Annotated in this window: 21 protein-coding genes; 9 read left to right on the forward strand and 12 right to left on the reverse strand. The window is 69.4% G+C overall.

Annotated features, from left to right (window positions below):
• Positions 1-19: 19 nt before the first annotated feature.
• From AB0B90_RS36975 to AB0B90_RS37000, 6 genes are all read right to left on the reverse strand, one after another.
• Entirely contained in the window at positions 20-244 is a 225-nt protein-coding gene (locus tag AB0B90_RS36975; protein WP_350945315.1) for a hypothetical protein, read from the reverse strand.
• A 107-nt stretch (positions 245-351) separates the two neighbouring features.
• Positions 352-966, reverse strand: coding sequence for a TetR/AcrR family transcriptional regulator (locus tag AB0B90_RS36980; protein WP_362926569.1), 615 nt, complete (start codon positions 964-966; stop codon positions 352-354).
• A 134-nt stretch (positions 967-1,100) separates the two neighbouring features.
• Entirely contained in the window at positions 1,101-1,568 is a 468-nt protein-coding gene (locus tag AB0B90_RS36985; protein WP_350945313.1) for a hypothetical protein, read from the reverse strand.
• A gap of 258 nt (positions 1,569-1,826) precedes the next feature.
• A complete protein-coding gene (locus AB0B90_RS36990) occupies positions 1,827-2,639 on the reverse strand; it encodes an SAM-dependent methyltransferase (protein ID WP_350945312.1) in 813 nt (270 codons plus the stop codon).
• A 145-nt stretch (positions 2,640-2,784) separates the two neighbouring features.
• A complete protein-coding gene (locus AB0B90_RS36995; RefSeq protein WP_350945311.1) occupies positions 2,785-3,699 on the reverse strand; it encodes a helix-turn-helix transcriptional regulator in 915 nt (304 codons plus the stop codon).
• Positions 3,700-3,889: 190 nt separating this feature from the next.
• Positions 3,890-4,576, reverse strand: a complete 687-nt coding sequence (locus tag AB0B90_RS37000) for a hypothetical protein (protein WP_350945310.1) — start codon at positions 4,574-4,576, stop codon at positions 3,890-3,892.
• A gap of 279 nt (positions 4,577-4,855) precedes the next feature.
• Between AB0B90_RS37000 and AB0B90_RS37005 the strand changes: the two genes are divergently transcribed.
• Positions 4,856-5,329, forward strand: a complete 474-nt coding sequence (locus AB0B90_RS37005) for a PepSY domain-containing protein (RefSeq protein WP_362926570.1) — start codon at positions 4,856-4,858, stop codon at positions 5,327-5,329.
• 103 nt (positions 5,330-5,432) lie between these two features.
• Here AB0B90_RS37005 and AB0B90_RS37010 read toward each other — a convergent pair whose 3' ends face one another.
• Entirely contained in the window at positions 5,433-6,149 is a 717-nt protein-coding gene (locus AB0B90_RS37010) for a hypothetical protein (RefSeq protein ID WP_362926571.1), read from the reverse strand.
• Between the two features lie 134 nt (positions 6,150-6,283).
• Between AB0B90_RS37010 and AB0B90_RS37015 the strand changes: the two genes are divergently transcribed.
• Both AB0B90_RS37015 and AB0B90_RS37020 read left to right on the forward strand, forming a co-directional pair.
• Entirely contained in the window at positions 6,284-6,532 is a 249-nt protein-coding gene (locus tag AB0B90_RS37015) for a hypothetical protein (protein WP_350945307.1), read from the forward strand.
• A 109-nt stretch (positions 6,533-6,641) separates the two neighbouring features.
• Positions 6,642-6,938, forward strand: coding sequence for a hypothetical protein (locus AB0B90_RS37020; RefSeq protein WP_350945306.1), 297 nt, complete (start codon positions 6,642-6,644; stop codon positions 6,936-6,938).
• A 60-nt stretch (positions 6,939-6,998) separates the two neighbouring features.
• Here AB0B90_RS37020 and AB0B90_RS37025 read toward each other — a convergent pair whose 3' ends face one another.
• Complete coding sequence (locus AB0B90_RS37025) at positions 6,999-7,625, reverse strand: uridine kinase (RefSeq protein WP_350945305.1); 627 nt, start codon at positions 7,623-7,625, stop codon at positions 6,999-7,001.
• A gap of 290 nt (positions 7,626-7,915) precedes the next feature.
• On the opposite strand from AB0B90_RS37025, the gene AB0B90_RS37030 reads away from it, so the two are divergent.
• Entirely contained in the window at positions 7,916-8,311 is a 396-nt protein-coding gene (locus AB0B90_RS37030; RefSeq protein ID WP_350945304.1) for an isoamylase early set domain-containing protein, read from the forward strand.
• A 247-nt stretch (positions 8,312-8,558) separates the two neighbouring features.
• On the opposite strand, the gene AB0B90_RS37035 is transcribed toward AB0B90_RS37030, so the two are convergent.
• The gene (locus tag AB0B90_RS37035; protein WP_362926572.1) at positions 8,559-9,671 is read right to left on the reverse strand and encodes an acetate/propionate family kinase; all 1,113 of its coding nucleotides are present in this window, start codon (positions 9,669-9,671) and stop codon (positions 8,559-8,561) included.
• A gap of 354 nt (positions 9,672-10,025) precedes the next feature.
• Here AB0B90_RS37035 and AB0B90_RS37040 point away from each other — a divergent pair, with 354 nt between their 5' ends.
• Positions 10,026-10,373: an STAS domain-containing protein gene (locus tag AB0B90_RS37040; protein ID WP_350945302.1), complete on the forward strand. Its 348-nt coding sequence runs from the start codon at positions 10,026-10,028 to the stop codon at positions 10,371-10,373.
• 147 nt (positions 10,374-10,520) lie between these two features.
• On the opposite strand, the gene AB0B90_RS37045 is transcribed toward AB0B90_RS37040, so the two are convergent.
• Positions 10,521-10,739 (reverse strand): EF-hand domain-containing protein, encoded by a 219-nt coding sequence (locus AB0B90_RS37045; protein ID WP_350945301.1) that lies wholly within the window; start codon positions 10,737-10,739, stop codon positions 10,521-10,523.
• A gap of 155 nt (positions 10,740-10,894) precedes the next feature.
• Here AB0B90_RS37045 and AB0B90_RS37050 point away from each other — a divergent pair, with 155 nt between their 5' ends.
• The 3 genes from AB0B90_RS37050 to AB0B90_RS37060 all read left to right on the forward strand — a co-directional run bounded on the left by AB0B90_RS37050 (position 10,895) and on the right by AB0B90_RS37060 (position 13,599).
• Entirely contained in the window at positions 10,895-11,374 is a 480-nt protein-coding gene (locus tag AB0B90_RS37050; protein ID WP_362926573.1) for a GNAT family N-acetyltransferase, read from the forward strand.
• 404 nt (positions 11,375-11,778) lie between these two features.
• Positions 11,779-12,849 carry a lytic polysaccharide monooxygenase gene (locus AB0B90_RS37055; protein ID WP_350945299.1) on the forward strand — a complete coding sequence of 357 codons (1,071 nt, stop codon included), beginning with the start codon at positions 11,779-11,781 and terminating at the stop codon, positions 12,847-12,849.
• A gap of 189 nt (positions 12,850-13,038) precedes the next feature.
• The gene (locus tag AB0B90_RS37060) at positions 13,039-13,599 is read left to right on the forward strand and encodes a cellulose binding domain-containing protein (RefSeq protein ID WP_350945298.1); all 561 of its coding nucleotides are present in this window, start codon (positions 13,039-13,041) and stop codon (positions 13,597-13,599) included.
• A gap of 147 nt (positions 13,600-13,746) precedes the next feature.
• Here AB0B90_RS37060 and AB0B90_RS37065 read toward each other — a convergent pair whose 3' ends face one another.
• Positions 13,747-13,992, reverse strand: a complete 246-nt coding sequence (locus tag AB0B90_RS37065) for a type B 50S ribosomal protein L31 (RefSeq protein ID WP_350945297.1) — start codon at positions 13,990-13,992, stop codon at positions 13,747-13,749.
• Positions 13,993-13,994: 2 nt separating this feature from the next.
• Positions 13,995-14,159: a 50S ribosomal protein L33 gene (gene rpmG / locus AB0B90_RS37070; protein ID WP_350945296.1), complete on the reverse strand. Its 165-nt coding sequence runs from the start codon at positions 14,157-14,159 to the stop codon at positions 13,995-13,997.
• A gap of 380 nt (positions 14,160-14,539) precedes the next feature.
• On the opposite strand from rpmG, the gene AB0B90_RS37075 reads away from it, so the two are divergent.
• Positions 14,540-16,930, forward strand: a complete 2,391-nt coding sequence (locus AB0B90_RS37075; RefSeq protein ID WP_362926574.1) for a Tex family protein — start codon at positions 14,540-14,542, stop codon at positions 16,928-16,930.
• The last annotated feature ends 451 nt before the right edge of the window (positions 16,931-17,381 follow it).

Consider the following 17,381-nt stretch of genomic DNA (forward strand, 5'->3'; position numbering starts at 1 on the left):
CGCGTCGCCCGCCACCCGCTCACTCGCCCTCGACACGCTCCCTGATCCACTCCAGGCCGTCCTGCCAGGAGGCGAAGGCCTGGAGATAGCGGCCGTCGCGGGCGTGGAAGGCGTGGTATCGGAAATCTCCGTCGCTGCCCGTGCGAATCAAGTCGTAAATATCGCCCTTTGAGCGATACCAGACACATTCACCGTCGGCGGGACGCGAGGACGATGCGTAGGCGAACTCACGCGTGATGGACATGGGACGGATGCTACGGACCGGCGAATCAGCAGGCAATGCCGCGTCCATTTCATTCAGGGATAAAGTTCGCCCCCGCCGATAGTTCGGCTGGAAACGCCTACGCGGGATCACCCACCGCCGGCGGCGGACGCGGGACGGCCACCGCCGGCGGGCGCGGTGAGCTGGTCGATCAGCATCGCCAGCCGCCGCTCGTGGTGGGCGGCCGGGAGACGTCCGCTGTGGGTGAGGGTGACGAGTCCGTGCACGGACCCCCAGGCGATCTCGGCGAGGACTCCGGTGTCGCGGTCGTCGGCGAAGGCGGCGATCGCCTCACGGAATTCGGCGAAGGCGGCCTGGAGCGGGGCCGGCGTGTCGGGACGGCCGAAGGGCAGGTCGACGGCGAGGGTGAGCATGGCGTCGTACAGCGACGGGTTCAGCCGGGCGAAGTCGGCGTAGGCGTGGATCAGGGCGGAGAGGGCCTCGCGCGGATCCTCCGCCCTCAGTCGGGCCTTTCCCAGCTCCGCGGTGAGCTCGGCGAAACCCTCCAGCGCGACGGCCGCCACGATGGCGTCCTTGCCCGCGAAGTGGCTGTAGAGGACCGGCTGGCTGTATTCGATACGTTCGGCGAGACGGCGCGTCGTGACCGCCTCCCACCCCTCGGTCTCGGCCAGCTCGCGGGCGACCGTCACGATCAGCCGACGGCGCCGCGCCCGCTCGCGCTCACGGCGCTCCTGTGTGGACATCACGCTGATGCTAGCACCGCTATTAAGTCGCCCCTTGTTATTAATAACGCCGCTCGCATATCTAGCATCGCTATGACAAGCGGCGCCCCGGCCCGCACCGGGCGCTCACCCGGTGCGGAGCAGGAGGGCACATGTCACCCGGCGGGCGGTGTGGAGGTCGGGGTCACCCGGTGGTCGGTCAGGTGCAGCTCTCCTCCGAGCGTCACGCGCAACTCGTCCAGGACCTTCCTGGCGCCGAGTACGGTCCACAGTTCTCCGACGAGGTGGGGGTTGTACTCCGGCGCCTGGTCCATCCACTGGTCCTTGCCGGACTGGGTGACGAAGGTGCTGATGAAGAACCGACCGACGGAGGTCTTGCAGGCTCCCGTCCGGATGTCGACCGCGTCGACCTGGATCCTGGGCTTGCAGTCGACCTTCTTCGCGAGCTGCTCGACGGTCGGAGGCGGGCCCGCGGGGACTGCGGGGACGGCGTTTCCGGCCGCGGCGGGGGCGCTCGCGGGCTGGTCCGCGCTGCAGGCGAGGGAGAAGGACAGGGTGAGGATCACCGTGGCGACCACCCGGAGGTTCCTGGCGACACCGGTCCGGCGCGAATGTGTCAACATCCTTCAGATACGCTCACCGGCCCCGGCGGGTTCACCGTTCGCGGGCGTCGCCGATCGGGAGCGCGGTCACCGTGTCTCGCGCCGAGGGCGCCCGAACGGAATCGAGGGCCCCGTGAGGGACCCGGGGACCGGAAAGGACGTCGTGCCCCCGCTCCGGGTGTCCCACGGCCCCGCCAAGGTTCCGCGCTCCGGGATTTCACACTCTTCCGAGGTTCCCGTCCGCGCTCCGGCGAGGAACGCGGACGGGTGACGAGACTTCTACGGGACCCGCCCGACGGCTCCCACGGTGACGGCGCCGGCTCCCGGCGGAATGACGACGTCGCCGGCGTCGGGCCTCCAGTCGTAGACGGGCACCAGGCCGGGTTCGAGCACCTCCAGCCCGTCGAACAGGCCGCGGATCTGGGTGAGGGTGCGGGGGAAGATGCCGCCCGCCGTGGTCGTCCCGTAGACGCCGCGGCCCTGCCGGACCTGTTCCTCGGTGAGGTCGCCGGAGGTGACGTGGGAGATCACCAGGTGGCTGCCGGAGACCAGCCGCTTCCCGAAGGAGGCGGCGATGTCGGCGACCTCCTTGTCCTCGGCGACGAAGTGCAGGATGGACACCATGAGGACGGCGACCGGCTGGTCGAAGTCGATGCGCTCGCGAACCTCCGGATGGTCGAGGATCGCCCCCGGCTCTCGCAGGTCACCGGGGATCACCACGGTCCGCGTGTTGTCGGCGAGAAGTGCGCGGGCGTGGACGAGCACGATGGGGTCGTTGTCGACGTAGACGACCTGGGAGTCCGGCGCCTCGCGCAGGACGACCTGGTGCACGTTCTCCTGGGTCGGCAGTCCCGTGCCGATGTCGATGAACTGGCGGATTCCCGAGGCGGCGAGATGCCGCACGGTACGCCCGAGGAAGGCGCGGTTGGAGCGCGCCACGTCCTTGACGTTGGGGACGAGTTCAACGATCTTCTCGGCGGCGATCCGGTCGGAGGCGAAGTTGTCCTTGCCTCCCAGGTAGTAGTCGTACATACGAGCCACACTCGGGACCGTAGGGTCGATTCCCGGCGGAGCCTGCTCGTGTTCAGTCATGTCCTCGCCTTCACCATCTCTTTCTCGAATGGTAGACGAGTGATCGACGCCTTCAGATCATGAACCGACATTTCGTCTGATGACCGAATGTGGTTTCCCCTGGTCAGCGAACCTCACCGGTCCCGTGAAACCACGCCGAACCGCATCAGACCGAGAGTTCCTCGCGGAGGTCGCGCAGGAACCGCTTGCTCTCGGAGACGGAGTACGCCTGGATGCACAGACGGTCCATGACCTGCATGTAGTGGTCGGTCTCTTCGAGCTTGTCCACGTAGAGGGCACTGGTGAGCTGCTCCATGTAGACCACGTCGGGCAGGTCCCGCTCGGGGAAGCGCAGGATGGAGAACGGACCGCCGGCCGCGGCGTGGCCGCCCCGCTCGAACGGCATGATCTGCAGCCTGACGTTGGGCAGCTCGACCACGTCGAGCAGGTGGTCGAGCTGGGCGCGCAGCACGTGGGGGCCGCCGATGGGCCGCCGCAGCACGGCCTCGTCCATCACGGCCCAGAGCGTCGGGGCGTCCGGCCTGGTCAGGCGCTTCTGGCGGGCCATCCGCAGCGAGACGCGGCGGTCGACCTCGTCGGTGGAGGCGGCGCCGTGCACGAGCATGATGACGGCCCGCGCGTATTCGGGACTCTGCAGGAGGCCCGGGACGAACTGCACCTCGTAGGTCCGGACGATCGAGGCGGCCTCTTCGAGCCCGACGTAGACCTCGAACCAGTTGGGCAGCAGATCTCCGTACTTGTGCCACCAGCCGGGGGCGTTGGCCTGGCGGGCCAGCGTGAGCAGCGGGGCCCTGTCCTCGGGGTCGGTCACCCCGTACATCGTCAGCAGGTCCGCGACGTCGCGTTCCTTGAAGCCGACCCTCCCGAGCTCCAGCCGACTGATCTTGGCGTGGGAGGCACGGATGGCGTAACCGGCCTGCTCGCGGGTGATGTCCTTGGCGACGCGCAGCCTCCGCAGCTGGGCGCCGAGCAGAATCCGCAGGATCGTGGGACCGCCACCACCCGCGTACGCGAGAACGCCACCCTGCTCACCGCTGTCTTTCGCGGTCTGTCCGGCCATACGGGCTCCCTGTCGCGCCTTCCTACGGTGCCACAGTTTCACACATACAGCGTGTTTCGCACAGCTCCGCCGGACACGCACTTGCGTTTGCACTTGCATCTGCGACTGCAGATATCTACAAATCTACCTTTGTAGGCGAATGTCGGTGAATTCATCACCCCTAGGGAATCGCCGGTAAAGCCGCTCGGCCCTACAGCCCTGCGGCGAGGTCACCCGAGTCCTCGTACGCGTCGTCGCGGAGGGTTCCCCGGTTCGCAGCGGTACGGCGCGACAGCATGCCGCGCACGATGTCGCACAACTCGCTCGTCTCCCTCGGCGACAGCACCCGGCTGAGACGGCGCTCGACCACTCCCCCGCTCAACGGCGCCGGCGCCCTGGTCACGTCGAGGTACCCGGACAGGTACGCGATCCTGAACAGCTTCTCCTGCGAGGGCGACACGGCGGTGGGGGCGGACACCTTGACCGGCCCCGCCGCGCCCTGCCCGTCGCGGGACATCTCCAGCCCGGGAAGCAGCAGGTGCGCGGCGGCCCGCTGCAGGGCGAGCCCGTACGCGCGCATGGACCCGTCGGGCGAGAAGGCGACGATCGAACGTCCGACGGCCTCCGCGGAGTCCGGTGACAGGTCGGCGATGCCGGTCTCCGCACCGAGGCAGGTGTAGACACGCACGACCCGCTCCCCCACGTACCCCGGCTGGACGTGCTGGGAGAGCGTGACGGTCACCGTGGACCCGTCGGGGTTGCGCAGCTCGGCGATGTCGGCCGTGTGAGTGACGTACGTGGTGGAATGCTCGCGCTCGCACCACGAGGGGCACGAAGCCTCCGAGCGGAGGCGAGGAGTCCCTGCAGGGACTCCTCGCCAGGCCGTGATGTCGTCCATCCCAGTCCTTCCGGCGTGGAGATCCGCGTCATCGACGACGCGAGGGCACGACGGCGGATCGCGCCCGGACCCGAGCCGGACCAGGCGACGGGCCCCGGCTCGCGCCGTCGATTTCGAGGTCGCTTTCACCGGCAGGTACGCAGCACCGGCATGGCCGGTTCATCGGGAAAGGGCCGACAGGGGGGCGAAATCCGAGGCCCGGAACCGCTCGACGGTCTTAACCTGCCTTTAGGGTTGCCGCAGCGTGCCGCTAACGACGACCCCGGCAAGCTTTGGGACATGCGAAACACGACGAAACTCACCATCGCCGCCGCCGGACTCCTCGCCGTCGTCACCGGAGGTAGCGCAGTAGCCTTCGCCGGAACCGCGACGCCCACTCCGGCCCCCAGCGGTACGGCGACGACTCCCGCGCCGGTCAACGAGACGCCGGGGAGCGGCACCGCTCCCGCGACCCCCGCGCCCGGAGAGGCGGAGGCCAAGGTCGGCCGGGACGCGGCCATCAAGATCGCCCAGGACAAGGTTCCCGGCGCCAAGCTCGTCAAGACCGAGTTCGACGGCGACGAGACTCCCACCAAGTGGGAGATCGAGTTCCATGAGGGTGACGTCGAGCACGAGTTCGACGTCGACGCCACCACCGGCGCGATCCTGGAGCACGAGCAGGAGACCGAGACCGCCGCGGAACGGGCCGCCGACGCCGCCGATGACGCCAACGACATCGACGACGACGACGATGACGACCAGGACGACGACTGACATAAAGACGAACAGTGACAAGGAGCCCGTGACACCTCGCGTGTCACGGGCTCCTTGTCCATGCCGGCCGAACGCGACGGCGGTCACCGGACACGGGAGGGGGTCACCGAGGCGGAACGCCGGTGATCCGGCCCCGCCGCATCCGGTGGACGAGCGCGGCGAGGATCGTGACCCCCGCGACCCCCGCGAGCGCCGTCACCGCGTACCCGGGCCGCCACCAGGTTCCCCGCTCCACGACCGCGACGGTGGTCGTCTCTCCTGGCGAGCCTCCGGCGGGTGCCGCCGCCGGGGTGGCGACGGGCGTGGGAGTGGCGGACCTGTACGGGAGGAAGCCGGGAGTGCCGTCACCGAGGGGAATCCTCGGCGGGCGAACCGCCCCCCAGTGATCCTCCTCAGGCGGCTGCTGGCCGGTGATCGCCGGCCTGAGGTCCGGGGGAACCGGGGCGACCTCCAACCGTCCCGGCACGGCCAGGGTGCCGATCCGGTAGGACGGGAACCAGCCCTGGATCGCGGTCACCTCCCAGGTGCCCTTGGGCAGGGAGACCGCGGTGGCGTAGTGGGCGGGCTCCTTCAGCGCCACGCCGGGGAACCGGAGCGTCTTCTTCCCGTCGGTGAACTCCAGCGCGACCTCCCCCAGGTCGTCACCCTCATACGGATGGGTGCCGTGCTGGAGCAGCCAGAAGCCGAGGGTGTACGTCGTGTCCGGGCTCGTCACCGGAACCGGGTCCATCACGGTGAGTGCCCAGCCTCCCGCCCGCGCCGGGGCGCCCAGGGCCAGCAGGGGGACGATGAGCGCCAGAAGTAAAAGAATTCTTCTCATGCGGGAGATACACCGGTCGAGTCGATCAGGTTCCGCCACCGCGCGATGCGTCTCCCGGTCACCGGGCCGCTATGGCCCGGAGCGTGAGGTCAAGGCCGTGGAGTCAAGGCCGAAAGCAGGGGTATGGACAGCGAATGAGTCTTCAGGAAGAACTGCGGCAGGTCGAAGAGGACCTGGAGAGACTGCGTGCCGAGGTCGCGGAGCTGCGTGGGCAGGTGGGAGAGATCGGCCCCACCGACGCCGTCGAGCGGGCAATGTTGATCAATCAGGCCGACGAGCAGGAGATCCTGGTCGGCGAGCTCGAAGCCAGGCGCGACGACCTTCTCAAACGCCTGGGCGAGGACGACGAGCGAGACCCCTCGAAAACGCGCGGCACGACGTAGCGAGACGGGCTTCACCCGCTGGAAGCAGCCCCACCTGCGGTTCGCCACATTCGGTTATCCGCCATCTCGCTGGGTAACCATAAGGACGAACCATCATCAGGGGGATGAAATGATCAATATGCTTCACAAGATGGGCGTGAAGTCCAACATGATGTACGCCGCCGGAATCGCCTCGGTCGGCGCGTCGATCGCGGCGTGGTTCACGTCGAACGCGCAGGAGAGGGCGGGGATCGAGCGGGCGGACCACTGGGGGATCTTCATCGGCGAGTGGGCACCGACCTTCTTCGCGATGGGGATCGCGCTGCGCATGGAGGAGACCCGCGAGGAGATGCGGCCCTTCCTGGGGCAGGAGTCGGTCGCCGAGTCGTACTCCGAGCGCAGGACGCCCTCCCGCGCGGGCGTGTAGCACCGTCACCGGAGGATCGAAGGCGGGACGCGTCAGGGGGACGCGCCCCGCCTTCGCCCGTCACGGGGTGACCAGGGCCGGATGTCTCGGGTCGTCGACGCGGACGACCACGTCGGCGAGCTCCGCCGGGGCGACCTCCTCCTCGTAGCGCGCGTAGGCGGGCAGCGTCCAGTGCAGCTCCTCCGGGGTGCGCCGGGAGAGCGCGCCCGGCGAGAGCCTCAGGTGCACGGTCAGCTCGAACGGCAGCCCCCGGCCCAGCAGCAGGGGGCCGGCCAGCAGCAGCACACCGCCCGGGGGGACCGTGACGTACGGCGCGCGGGTGGCCCTGTCGACGGCGCTGTCCCACAGCGTGGGCAGCACCTTTCCCGACCGGCCCGGGTCGAGCGGTCCCAACACCTCTCTGACCAGCCCTCCGTAGTCGAACCAGTCGGTGTAGAAGGAGTCCGGGTCGGTCCGGCCGTACTCGAAACGCAGCGAGGCCGGGCGCAGGAAGTCGGCGGTGGAGACACGGAGCACCTCCCTGCCGCGCAGCCGGAGCGGGCCCGCCAGCGCGTCGGCGAGTTCCTCCGGCCGCGTCGCGGGAGCCCCGTCGAGCGCGACGCGCACCCAGGAGTCGCGGGGCTCCGCGGCCACCCGGTCGGCGAGTTCCTCCACCAGCGAGGAAGGGGAGATAGGCCGTATGTCCACCCCACCATCCTGGCCGACGCGCGCCGCCTCCGGCGGGGACCGGTCAACCATCCCGGTCGGGTCAAGGTCGAACGTAATGCCGATCAAATATCGGTCTGTCCGGGTTGTCCGGCCGCTACGGGCGGTAACGATCCATATGGATCGACGGCTCGGCCGTGACCGGGCGTCGGCCTCCAGGTCGCGTCACGTTCACGTCGGCGCGATCCGGTAGTTGGCGTGATCTTCACGTCTTTCCGCAACCGAGATCACGGCACGTTACGCACGGAGACAGCGATGTCAGGAGGACTTCAGTGATCAAGCGCGGTAAGCCGACCAAGAACGGCCAGGTCAAGCTGACTTTCACCATAGTGGAGAGCCCGACCCGCGGAGGGGTCTCGCTGGTCGGTGACTTCAACGGCTGGGACCCCTACGCCCATCCCATGCGGCGCAGGGACGACGGCACCTATCAGGTGAGCCTGATGGTTCCCGCCCACCAGCCCATCCGCTTCCGCTATCTCGCGGAGGGCGGCGTGTGGTTCGACGACGCGGACGCCGACCACCACGACGAGCACGGCGGCCGGATCAACCCCGCCGACGTCCAGGAGGCTCCTGAGAGCCCAGGCGCGGCGCGCACCGCGGTCGGCAAGCCGATACGGCAGACGCTCTCGGCCGGGCAGCCGGTCACGGCCTCGGTGGCCTCCTCCTAGCACCTCGGTGACCGTTCGCAGGAGCGGGATCCCCCGGACGGAACCGTTCCACCGGCTCCGCGATCATCGTTGCGGCTCGTGCCTTCCCCGTCCCGGCCCATTCCGGCGGGGACGCGGAGGGTGCGGGCCGTCAGGTCTCGCGCCGGGGGCCGTTCACCGCGAGGGCGAGCATCGCGTCGTACACCACGTGGCCCGCGGCCATCACCGCCTGACGTCCCGGCCGATCCTCGTCGATCGGCGGCAGGACCTACGGATGCCCGCCGAGCGCGCCGAGGGTCTCCCTGGCGAGTTGCAGTTCCTCTCTCGGCCTGACCACCAGTACGGGCACGGACGCGCCGGACGCGCTGACCGTCCCGTCCGTGTCGAGATCACCGCGGGCGGGCGGCTCGACGCCGAGCAGGGAGAGCCTTCCGCAGACGGCCTCGCGGACCTCCGGCTGGTCCCAGCCGATCTCTCCGGTGAACACGAGCGCGTCGAGCCGGTCCAGGCTCGTCGCGGCGGCGGCGATCTCCCGGCTCACCCGATGCGCGAACACCTCCAAGGCCAGCGCGGCGGCCGGATCTTCTGAGGCGACCAGTTCCCGGGTGTCTCCCGACTTCCCGTCGGAGAGTCCGAGCAGGCCCGAGTGGTGTTCCAGTCCTTCACGCAGTTCGTCGAGCGTGAGCCGGGAGTCCGACAGCAGCCACAGCAGCATGCCGGGATCGACGCTCCCGGACCGTTTGCTCATCGGGACCCCCTCCAGCGGGGTGAATCCCATCGAGGTGTCCACGCTGCGGCCGTCGCGGACGGCGCACACCGAGGAGCCTCCGCCGAGGTGGGTCAGCACGACCTGGAGGGTGCCCGCAGGCCGGTCGAGCATCTCCGCGGCCCTTTCCAGCGTCCAGGCGTACGACAGGCCGTGAAAGCCGTAGCGGCGCAGGCCGTAGCGGCTCCTCCACTCCGCGGGCAGCGCGTAGGTGGCGGCGCTGTCGGGAAGTTCGGCGTGGAAGGCCGTGTCGGGGCAGAGCACGTGCGGGATGTCGGGCAGCCTGTTCCGGGCGGCCTCGACGAGCGCGAGCGCGGGCGGTACGTGCAGCGGGGCGAGATCGGCGTACTCCTCCACCGCTCGCAGTACGCCGTCGTCGACGACCGTCGGCTTCCGAACCGCCTCGCCTCCGTGGACGAGGCGGTGGCCGACGGCGGTGAGGTCGGTGCCGGGGGCGGCGTCGAGGAAGTCCGTGATCGCCCGCTCGGCCGTGCCGGGGTCGAGGCTCTGCTCGCTGTGCTCGGTGCGCAGGACCTGACCGTCCCGGACGAGGTGGAGTTGCAGGCTCGACGATCCCGCGTTGACGGTGAGCACCGCCGGATCAGTGGTTCCCATCTTCCTCACGTGCCCGGGGGCGGATGGGACAAACGGCGCCCCGCGGCGGCCCGCCGTCCGTCACCGTGCGTGAGAATCCGTGGGTATCCCGTGGGTATCCGGGGTGAGGACGCCGCCCCTCGTCTCACCGCGACGGCCCGGTCCTGTGAGGTCCCGCACCGAGAACGAAACCGGAGCGCGGCGATCTACCTCCGTATTCCTTGACCGCTGACGGTTCGCAATCACTTGTTGAACTGTCATGAGCGACGGGCGTACGGTGGGGGTAACGGCACCCGTCCTTCGTACGGCTCCCGACAGGGCGCTGTCTCCAACCGCCGTAGACAGCGGGGCGATATGACTCGACTTTCCGTAAGCATGGACGCGCACCCGCACTTCTCCGTGGTGACCTTGGTCGGCGACCTGGACAAGTCCTCGGCACCGCTGCTCGAGGAGAAAATCGCGGAGTACATGAGGCGCGGTCACGTCTGCCTCGTCGTCGACACGACGGGGGTGGGATTCTGCGACTCCACGGGCATCTGGGTGCTACTGACGAGCCTGCGACGCGCCTACGAGCGGAAAGGCTGGCTGCGCCTCGTCGGCGTGCACGGATTCCTCGGCCGCCTGCTCGATCTGACCAGGCTGCGCGAGGCGTTCCCCATCGACTCCACCGTCGAGGAGTCACTGCGCGAGGTCTCCGACAGTCACGTCCCGGTCCCGCGCTGACCCTCGCCGTCTCCGGTGAGCGCGGTCAGACCCGCGGTGGCGCCCGACGTCACCGAGGGAGAACGTCAAGAGAAGGTCGCGCGAGGTGGCACCCGTTCTTCGAGGGGGCCACCGGTTCCGGTGGCCCCCTCGAAGAACGGGGAACGGTCAGTCTCGGGAAACCAGGCGGACGAACTCCTCGAACGAGAGCCGGCCGTCGCCGTCGGAGTCGCCGTTCTGGTTCAGCGATCCGATGGCCTCGGCGGGCAGGGCGGGAAAGTGCTCACCGAACTCCCGCTCCGTGATGAATCCGTCGCCATCGACGTCGATGGCCGCGAACGCCTCCCTGAGCTTCGCCAGCCGCTCCCCGTGGGGTTCTGTCGACATGGTGACCCGCCTTTCTCAACGACCCGCACTTCGATCAGCAGACAACTTACGGGAGGCGTCTCCCGTACAGCCACGCGACCCTATATAACACCTTTTATCATCGAAAATCCTTTTCTAACTCGTCCCCGACCGCGGCCCCGCCCTAGACTTCGAGCATGATTCGCCCCGCAACGCCGGACGACGTCCCGGCGATCATCGACATGATCCGTGGACTCGCGGAGTACGAGAAGGCGCTGGACAAGGTCGAGAACACCCCCGACATGCTCCACGAGACGCTCTTCTGCCCCTCCCCCAGCGTGTTCTGCCACATCGCCGTCGACGGGGAGAGGATCGCGGGGTTCGCGATCTGGTTCGTCTCCTACTCCACCTGGCTCGGCACCCACGGAATCCATCTCGAAGATCTCTTCGTCCATCCGGCCCACCGGGGCGGCGGGCACGGCAGGAGGCTGCTCGCCGAACTGGCGGGCATCTGCGTGGAGCGCGGCTACGGCCGCTTCGAATGGTCGGTGCTCGACTGGAACACCCCGGCCATCGACTTCTACCGGACGATCGGCGCGGAACCGCTCGACGAGTGGGACAGGTACCGCCTCACGGGGCCCGCACTGGAGAAGGTCGCGGCGGGAAGAACGCGGTAGCCCGCAGGAAAGGCGCGGTGGCCCCGCGGGGAAAGGCGTCTCACCCAGGACCCGTCCCTTCACCGAAGACCGGCCGGAAATCCTCCGGCCGGTCTTTCGTTTTCCCCACCGTTTTCTCCTACACCTCGAAGATCCGCAAGTCCTTCGCTCTCCACCTGGCGCGACCCTTCCCGCGAAGACTCACCACAGGGCACCCCAACCGTGAACCTTTCATTGGGTGAAATCACCCCTTAACCCCCTGAACTGGTACAACAAGCGGCTCCCTCACGGTGAAAGAAGCACTCCGTTTACACCCCCGCAACCTGCGACCTAGAGTCCGTCTCGCGTGAGCGCCTCACCGCCATTGATCAATGCCTCGTCACCCCCTCGAAAGGGATGGTAATTCTGTGAGTAAATGGCGAAGTATGGCTGTCGCCGGTGTGGTCACTTTCATGACCGCGCTGCTCGCCGTCGTTCTCGTTCCCCTGCCGGCCTCGGCGCACGGCGCGATGATGGTGCCCGGCAGCCGGACGTATTTCTGCTGGCAGGACGGCCTCTCCCCGCAGGGGAACATCGTGCCGATCAACTCGGCGTGTTCGGCGGCGGTTGCCCAGAGCGGGGCGAACTCGCTGTACAACTGGTTCAGCCTGCTGCGGTCCGACGGAGCCGGGCGAACCCGCGGGTTCATCCCCGACGGCCAGGCGTGCAGCGGCGGCAACCCCGGCTACAGCGGGTACGACCTGCCGAGTGCCAACTGGCCGGTGACGCACCTGACCGCGGGCGCGAACATCCAGTTCAAGTACAACAAGTGGGCCGCCCACCCCGGCTGGTTCTACCTCTACATCACCAAGGACGGCTGGAACCCCAACCGGGCTCTGACCTGGGATGACCTGGAGTCGGAACCCTTCCACACGGCCGACCACCCGCAGAGCGTCGGAAACCCGGGGACCAACGACGCCAACTACTACTGGAACGCCAGGCTCCCGTCCGGCAAGTCGGGCCGTCACATCATCTACTCGGTGTGGAAGCGTTCCGACAGCGCCGAGACGTTCTACAACTGCTCCGACGTCGTCTTCGACGGCGGCAACGGCCAGGTGACCGGAGTCGGCCGTTCGGGCAACAACCCGGACCCGACCCCGACCCCGACGCCGACCGTGACCCCGACCCCGACCCCGACCGTGACGCCGCCCCCCGGCAACGGAGCGTGCACCGCCACCTACAAGACCGTCAGCTCCTGGTCGGGCGGTTACCAGGGCGAGGTGACCGTGCGCAACTCGGGATCGGCCACCATCAACGGCTGGACGGCGACGTGGACACTCGGCAGCGGTAGCGCCATCAACAGTCTGTGGAGTGCCACGCACACCACGTCCGGATCCACCGTCACGGCCAAGAACGTCGACTGGAACCGCACGATAGCCCCCGGCGCCTCGACCACCTTCGGGTTCACCGGATCGGGCACCAGCGGCTCTCCGAGCGTCACCTGCTCCAGCCCCTGACGTAACGCGGTCCCCGCCGGTGCCACCGGCGGGGACCGACCCGTCTCCCCCCTCACCCCGTTCGTCCCCACAGACCGACAGACCGACGGATGAGCGGACCGGCAGACCGCCGGGCCGCCACAACCGCACCGGATCACCGCCCCTCCCCACGGCCGCCGCGCCCTCGTGAAAAGGGCGGAAGGGAGTCCCGTGCCGTTCAGCACGAAGATCGCGCCACTGCTGGGCCTCGTCTCGCTCGGAGCGGCGGTGGCCCTGGTCGCGGGCGCCTGCGCCGGCCGGACACAGGAGAGCGGGCACACCGCGGCGCACCCGATCTCCCAGCACGTCACCCAGGTGTCCCCGTCCGTCCAGGGGAACCCCCCGGCGGCCCCGTCCGATGACGGCAACCCCCCGGCATCATCGTCCTCCGCGCCCCTCCACGAGGACATGGACACCCCTGCCCCGGACACCAAGAGGTGTCAGGCGACGGTCACCCTGGTGGAGTCGTGGCCCGGCGGCTACCGAGGCGCCGCGACGATCACCAACACCACCGACAAGCCGATACGCGACTGGTACATCCAGTGGATGCAACCGCGCGAGGCGACCTTCACCCAGTCGTGGAACGGCACCCACATGCAGAGCGGCCCCGTCGCGATGCTCCACGCCCCCACCGAGAAGCCGTCGCTGGCGCCGGGGGCGACCGCCACCGACATCGGCTTCGTGGGGTCCGCCACCACGCCCCCGACCTTCACCGAGATCACCTGCGGCTGACGCGACCCGGCCTGTCCACGGCCTGCGCACGGTGGCCCGCGCCCCGATGAGCGGTGCCGCGCGTCCCGGCGAGGCGGGGACGCGAGTCCCGGCCACCGGAAAACAGCACGGCCCCGGCCGAGGCCGGGGCCGGAATCGGTTCTGGGGTCAGCTCCTGCCGTAGCGCCGCTGGAAGCGCTCGACGCGCCCCGCCGTGTCGACGACCCGGCCGCGCCCGGTGTAGAAGGGGTGACTCGCCGAGGAGACGTCGACGTCGACCAGCGGGTAAACGGCGCCGTCCTCCCACTCGACGGTCTTGCGGCTGCTGACGGTCGAACGGGTCAGGAAGGCGACACCCGCGCTCGGATCGCGGAAGACGACCGGGCGGTAGTCGGGGTGGATGCCCTTCTTCATGACTATCTGTCCTCTCGGAACGGGACGTGCTGGCGGACGATCGGGTCGTACTTGACGAGGGTGAGCCGGTCGGGGTCGTTACGCCGGCTCTTGCGGGTCACGTAGGTGAAGCCGGTGCCCGCCGTGGACCTCAGCCTGATCACCGGTCGCATCTCGTTCTTGGCCACGTCTGCTCCTCTCGGAGGGCGGATTATCCGACGCCGATGATAACGGTTTTCATTAGCCGGGCATTCCCATCCCGCGCCCCCTCGCCTCGGACGACTGGAGCGCGAGCACGGGGAGCGCGAGGGGGGACGCCGAGTGGCGGCGCGCGGCCCTCCACCGGCGGGCCCCGGCTCGAAAGCACCGGCACCACGCGTGCCGGGCGTCCTGTCCGCTCGACGCTTCCAAGGGATTCGAGGCGCTTCCCTGACCATCGGGCTCTCGGTGCGGCCGCACCGAAAGTGCGGTTCTCCTACCGATCTCGGGCGATCCGTCCCTCCGGCTCTCCGAACCACCAGGGGGTGAGGCGGTAACTTTGGACTGCCGTCACAAAGGAAGAGGGATCGTGAGCACGTCTATTCATCAGCGGATCGCCGAAGAGCTGGGTGTGCGCGAGCGACAGGTGAGTGCGGCGGTGGACCTGCTCGACGGCGGGGCCACCGTGCCGTTCATCGCCCGCTACCGCAAGGAAGCCACCGAGATGCTCGACGACACGCAGCTGCGCACGCTGGAGGAGAGGCTGCGTTACCTGCGGGAGCTGGAGGAGCGGCGCACCGCGATCCTGGATTCGATCGACGCCCAGGGCAAGCTCGACGACGCCCTGCGCGCGCAGATCCTCCTCGCCGACTCCAAGGCCCGCCTGGAGGACATCTACCTCCCGTACAAGCCCAAGCGGCGGACCAAGGCGCAGATCGCGAGGGAGGCGGGGCTCGAACCGCTCGCCGACGGCCTGCTCGCGGACCCGTCGGTCGATCCGCGGGCCGCGGCCGAGGCGTTCGTCGGCGAGGGGGTGGCCGACGCCGCCGCCGCGCTGGACGGTGCCCGCGCGATCCTGGTCGAGCGGTTCGGCGAGGACGCCGACCTCGTCGGCGAGCTGCGCGAACGGATGTGGACGAAGGGCCGCCTCGTCGCGGCGGTCCGCGAGGGCAAGGAGGAGGAGGGCGCCAAGTTCTCCGACTACTTCGACTTCGCCGAGCCGTTCACCAAGCTGCCCTCGCACCGGATCCTCGCGATGTTCCGCGGCGAGAAGGAGGAGGTCCTCACCCTCACCCTGGAGCCGGAGCAGGAGCCCACCGGCACCTACGAGGGCCGCGTCGCGCACCGCTTCGGCATCTCCGACCGGGGAAGGCCGGCCGACGCGTGGCTGGCCGACACGGTCCGCTGGGCCTGGCGCACCCGCATCCTCGTCCACCTCGGCATCGACCTGCGGACGCGCATGTGGCAGGCCGCCGAGGAGGAGGCGGTACGCGTGTTCGCCGCGAACCTGCGCGACCTGCTGCTCGCCGCGCCCGCCGGGAGCCGCGCGACCATGGGACTGGACCCCGGACTGCGCACCGGCGTGAAGGTCGCGGTGGTCGACGCGACGGGCAAGGTGCTGGCCACCGACACCGTCTACCCCCACGAACCGCGCCGCCAGTGGGACCAGTCGCTGGCCACCCTCGCCACGCTGGCGAAGAAGCACGGCGTGGAGCTCGTCTCGATCGGCAACGGCACCGCCTCGCGCGAGACCGACAAACTCGCGGGCGAGCTGGTCAAGCTGGTCCCCGGCCTGACCAAGGTCGTGGTGTCCGAGGCCGGGGCCTCGGTCTACTCCGCCTCCGCGTTCGCCTCCCAGGAGCTGCCCGGTATGGACGTGTCGCTGCGCGGCGCCGTCTCGATCGCCAGGCGGCTGCAGGACCCCCTCGCCGAGCTGGTGAAGATCGACCCCAAGTCGATCGGCGTCGGCCAGTACCAGCACGACCTCGCCGAGACCAAGCTCTCCCGCTCTCTCGACGCCGTGGTGGAAGACTGTGTGAACGCGGTCGGCGTCGACGTCAACACCGCCTCCGCGCCGCTGCTCACCCGGGTCTCCGGCATCGGCTCCGGGCTCGCGGAGAACATCGTCCAGCACCGCGACGCCAACGGCCCCTTCCGTTCCCGCAAGGCGTTGAAGGAGGTGCCGAGGCTCGGTCCGAAGGCCTTCGAGCAGTGCGCGGGCTTCCTGCGCATCCGCGACGGCGACGACCCGCTCGACACCTCCAGCGTGCACCCGGAGGCGTACCCGGTGGTGCGGCGCATCCTGAAGAGCACCGGCGGCGACCTCGCGTCCCTGATCGGCAACGGTACGGCGCTGCGTGCCCTGCGCCCGCAGGAGTTCGTGGACGACACCTTCGGCCTGCCGACCGTCACCGACATCCTCGCCGAACTGGAGAAGCCGGGTCGCGACCCGCGTCCGGCCTTCAAGACCGCGACCTTCAAGGAGGGCGTGGAGAAGCTCTCCGACCTCAAGCCCGGCATGCTGCTGGAGGGTGTGGTCACCAACGTCGCCGCCTTCGGCGCGTTCGTCGACGTCGGTGTGCACCAGGACGGCCTGGTCCACGTGTCGGCGCTGTCGCACAGCTTCGTCAAGGACCCGCGCGAGGTGGTCAAGCCCGGCGACATCGTCCGGGTGAAGGTGCTCGACGTCGACATCCCGCGCAAGCGCATCTCGCTCACCCTCCGACTGGAGGACGAGGTCAAGCCCGCGGGGCCCCGGGGGCCGCGTGACCAGCGTGACCAGCGTGACCAGCAGGGTGGCGGCGGGCAGCGCCAGGGTGACGGCGGCGGCAGGCGCGGGGGCGGCCAGGGACGCGGCGGACAGGGCGGCGGACAGGGACGCGATCAGGGACGCGGCGACCGGCAGCGCAACGCGCCGAGCGGCGCGATGGCCGACGCCCTGCGTCGCGCGGGACTCGACGGCTCAGGCGGCAAACGCTAGACGTCCGCGCCCGCGGACCCGCGGGGTACATCGCCGGGGACCGGCACGCGACGCCGTGTCCCCGGCGCGAGACCGACGACCGGCGACGGCGACTCCGTTCACGGACGGCGGCCTCTCACCGGCACGGACCCGGCTCACGGACGGCTGCCCCTCACCGGCACGGACCCGGCTCACGGACGGCTGCCCCTCACCGGCACGGGCCCCGCTCACGGACGGCTGCCCCGCGGGGCGCGACCCCGGGTGTCCGTGAGCGCACCGGAGGAGTACGCACGCCGCCCTGCCCCGTCCGGAGCGTCGCCGCATCGGGTCTCTCGCCCCCCTCCGGCAGCGACCCGAGATTTCCTGACAGCACATCCTGACAACGTCGAGCTCTGGACCGTTCCTCCCAGGGCTTCTACCGTAAACAAACTTTCCATTTTTTCCGCGAGCTCACATCGGTCCGCACGAACAT

Origin of the sequence: Streptosporangium sp. NPDC049078 (genome assembly GCF_040648855.1) — a bacterium.
Lineage (GTDB): Bacteria > Actinomycetota > Actinomycetes > Streptosporangiales > Streptosporangiaceae > Streptosporangium.

Bases quoted from the DNA above. Each gene is read 5' to 3' on its own strand.
- AB0B90_RS37010 (WP_362926571.1), bottom strand. From the start codon at position 6,149: ATGAGAAGAATTCTTTTACTTCTGGCGCTCATCGTCCCCCTGCTGGCC.
- AB0B90_RS37035 (WP_362926572.1), bottom strand. From the start codon at position 9,671: ATGGGAACCACTGATCCGGCGGTGCTCACCGTCAACGCGGGATCGTCG.
- AB0B90_RS36990 (WP_350945312.1), bottom strand. From the start codon at position 2,639: ATGACTGAACACGAGCAGGCTCCGCCGGGAATCGACCCTACGGTCCCG.
- AB0B90_RS37000 (WP_350945310.1), bottom strand. From the start codon at position 4,576: ATGGACGACATCACGGCCTGGCGAGGAGTCCCTGCAGGGACTCCTCGC.
- AB0B90_RS36985 (WP_350945313.1), bottom strand. From the start codon at position 1,568: ATGTTGACACATTCGCGCCGGACCGGTGTCGCCAGGAACCTCCGGGTG.
- AB0B90_RS37065 (WP_350945297.1), bottom strand. From the start codon at position 13,992: ATGAAGAAGGGCATCCACCCCGACTACCGCCCGGTCGTCTTCCGCGAT.
- AB0B90_RS36995 (WP_350945311.1), bottom strand. From the start codon at position 3,699: ATGGCCGGACAGACCGCGAAAGACAGCGGTGAGCAGGGTGGCGTTCTC.
- AB0B90_RS36980 (WP_362926569.1), bottom strand. From the start codon at position 966: ATGTCCACACAGGAGCGCCGTGAGCGCGAGCGGGCGCGGCGCCGTCGG.
- AB0B90_RS37020 (WP_350945306.1), top strand. From the start codon at position 6,642: ATGATCAATATGCTTCACAAGATGGGCGTGAAGTCCAACATGATGTAC.
- AB0B90_RS37045 (WP_350945301.1), bottom strand. From the start codon at position 10,739: ATGTCGACAGAACCCCACGGGGAGCGGCTGGCGAAGCTCAGGGAGGCG.
- AB0B90_RS37055 (WP_350945299.1), top strand. From the start codon at position 11,779: ATGGCTGTCGCCGGTGTGGTCACTTTCATGACCGCGCTGCTCGCCGTC.
- AB0B90_RS37050 (WP_362926573.1), top strand. From the start codon at position 10,895: ATGATTCGCCCCGCAACGCCGGACGACGTCCCGGCGATCATCGACATG.
- AB0B90_RS37005 (WP_362926570.1), top strand. From the start codon at position 4,856: ATGCGAAACACGACGAAACTCACCATCGCCGCCGCCGGACTCCTCGCC.
- AB0B90_RS37015 (WP_350945307.1), top strand. From the start codon at position 6,284: ATGAGTCTTCAGGAAGAACTGCGGCAGGTCGAAGAGGACCTGGAGAGA.
- AB0B90_RS37040 (WP_350945302.1), top strand. From the start codon at position 10,026: ATGGACGCGCACCCGCACTTCTCCGTGGTGACCTTGGTCGGCGACCTG.
- AB0B90_RS36975 (WP_350945315.1), bottom strand. From the start codon at position 244: ATGTCCATCACGCGTGAGTTCGCCTACGCATCGTCCTCGCGTCCCGCC.